Origin of the sequence: Bifidobacterium sp. W8110 (assembly GCF_016101375.1) — a bacterium.
In the GTDB taxonomy this organism is placed as follows: Bacteria; Actinomycetota; Actinomycetes; order Actinomycetales; family Bifidobacteriaceae; genus Bombiscardovia; species Bombiscardovia asteroides.
Genome location: NZ_JACFQO010000011.1, coordinates 1 through 2,458, shown reverse-complemented (window position 1 = coordinate 2,458; position 2,458 = coordinate 1). Strand labels below are relative to the sequence as shown.

Sequence of the window (2,458 nt, the reverse complement as noted above, 5' to 3'; positions counted from 1 at the left end):
CTTCAGCAGCACGCCGCAGGCGTGCGACAGCGGCGGCCAGACATCAAGGCGCAGCCGCCGATGACCACAACCCCGGCCGAGCCGAGCATGGAAAAAGGGACCCCGTTGAGGGGTCCCTTGATGATGTTGCCCTGATGGGTCAGGCCATCTGGCTTCGGAGTCCTGGGTAGTGGTGTGCCAGGTATTCGGCGGTGGCTTGGCGGATCAGTGCCGATAGGTTGGTGCCTTCTGTTTTGACGGCGGCTTCGGCCCATTGGTCCAGGGCCGGGGTGGTGCGTACCTGCCAGGTTTTGCTGGTGGGTTGTTTGAGTTCGTCGCGGGGGCGGCCGGCGAAGATGGAGAGCAGGTCGTCGTCGGTCAGGGGGCCGGCGTCGTAGCCCCGGTATACCCGGGTGCCTTCGATGGGTGTGAATTGGCCGGCGTCGGCCATGCGGTCGAGTGCTTCGGCGTGTGCTGCCCTGTCGGCGGGTGTCTGTGTGTTGGTCATGGTCTGGCTCCTTGTTGGTTGTGTCTATTGGTATCTGAGATGTTGCCACCGGCTGGTCAGCGGCATGGCGTGGAAGGCGTGGAGCTGGCCGTCCTGCCATTTGCTGACGATGACTTCGAGCAGGTTGTCGGGTAGGGCCCCGGGGTGTGGCTGGCCGACGAAGACCACCGTCATCTCGTCGCCGTAGCCCTCGATTTGTTCGTGGCCTATGGAGTGGAGGACCGCGTGCCTGATTTCGTCGTCGGCGCAGCCGTGCTTGCGGGCTGATTGCTCTATCTCGATCTCCATGACCATGAGTGTAGTACAAATTGCACATACAAACCAGTCGTGCGTTCCTCGCGTTGCGGTCTGGCTGTCCGAACGCGGGGCGTTCGACGATGCCGATTCCACCCCGTGGGGTGGCGCGAGGCATCGCTGCGCCGCCGCCGGCAGCCGGCCCCGCTTGGTGGCGGGGCCGGCTGCGGGGTTCATTCACTCTTTGGTGTCCTCCTCCTGGTCGCCGTCGTCTGTTTCATCTTCGTTCCCTTCGTTGTCTTCCTCTTCAGGTCGGGGCACCAGGTCGCCGTCGAGACCGGATTGCTCTTCGTCGCTGATGGCGTAGCCTGCGGTTTGGAGGGCACGGTAGAGGGGTTTGAGCAGGCCGTCTATGTCGTCTTGGCTGCGCCAGGTCTCGTGGTTGATCTGTGTCTCCATGATGGCGTGGCACAGGGCGAAGGCCGTCTGGGTGCGGCGACTCTCGTCAAGGTCGGCCTTTTGCGCCAGCTCGGCTTCCTGGTCCTGGACGATGGCGCGCCATGTGTCCCGCACCTGGTCCCGGCTGACCCACCAGGTGCGTTGGCTCGCTTGGGCGATGACCAGCATGGACAGGGCCTGGGACTGGTTTTTGGCGGGGCGTTTGAGGGACATGAGCCGTTGCGTGTAGGCCAGCCGCAGGTCGTGGCTTGCCGTGTCCAGTTGCTTGGCCGGTGCGATTTCGGCTTCTTGTTCGGCTTGCCACCTGGCCAGGTCATCCTCTCTTTGCCGGCGTTCGTCCTCCTGGTCCTGTTGGGTGTATGGCTCCAGCAGGGTGATTTTGACGCGCCACTGTCCGCCACGGTCGAGCAGTCCGGCGGCCGTGGGTTTGTCGCCTTCCCATTCCTCCAGCCATGTGTCGAGGGCCTGCTTGGGGTCGGGGTCGGTATCCGGGGAGAATCGGGCGATGGTGCGCCAACCTTCCGGGTCAGACCAGGATTGTGATGGTGTCAGCGGCACGATGGGCAGCCCGGCCTGCTTGATGGCTTCCTGGGCCTGTTCGATCCACTTGTCCAGCGACCGTTTGGCCTGGACCTGGTGCAGTGTCATGTTCCAGTTGTTGGTGCCTGCGGCTTTGATGAGCTGGTCTTGCAGGCCTTCGTCGTCGCGGAAGTCGGCTATCGTCTCCAATTCCTCGAAGCTCAGCTGGGATGGCAGCGCGAGTATTTTCTCGTCGTCGATGGACGATATTTTGAGCCGTCGCTGCACGGTGCTGCGGCTGCGGCCAGTGGCTTTGGCCATCTGGTCCACGTCTTCGCCAAGGTCCAGGAGGTGGGCGTATCCGCGTGCCTCGTCCAGGGCGGTGAGCTGGTCACGGTGTATGTTCTCTACCAGCATCACCTCCGCCTGGGTCTGCTCGTCCATGTCGGTGATGATACAGGGCACGGTTGCAAGGCCGGCCTGCTCGGCGGCCGCCAGCCGCCGGTGTCCGATGACCAGGGTGTGCCGCCCCTCCTGGTTCGCCGGTGTGACGACCAGGGCCTGCTGTATGCCTTGGGACGCGATGCTCATGGCCAGCTCCGACACGTCTCCTATCTCGCTTCGGGGGTTGGCGTCGTTGGGCCTGATGGCGTCGATGGGCAGCATGGTCACTGTGGTTGTGGTGTTCATGGGTGTTCCTTTCCTTGGTGCCGGGACTGTTTGTGCCGACGCCTGGAATGGCGGCCCGGGTATAGCGGA

3 protein-coding genes are annotated in these 2,458 nt (G+C 63.7%); all 3 read right to left on the bottom strand.

The genetic code is table 11. The features are described from left to right. Positions 1–139: 139 nt before the first annotated feature. Positions 140–487, bottom strand: a complete 348-nt coding sequence (locus H3T88_RS08565; RefSeq protein ID WP_015022035.1) for a hypothetical protein — start codon at positions 485–487, stop codon at positions 140–142. Between the two features lie 24 nt (positions 488–511). After that, positions 512–775 carry a hypothetical protein gene (locus tag H3T88_RS08560; protein WP_141650026.1) on the bottom strand — a complete coding sequence of 88 codons (264 nt, stop codon included), beginning with the start codon at positions 773–775 and terminating at the stop codon, positions 512–514. Between the two features lie 183 nt (positions 776–958). Continuing rightward, positions 959–2,389, bottom strand: coding sequence for a ParB/RepB/Spo0J family partition protein (locus H3T88_RS08555; protein WP_015022037.1), 1,431 nt, complete (start codon positions 2,387–2,389; stop codon positions 959–961). Positions 2,390–2,458: the final 69 nt, after the last annotated feature.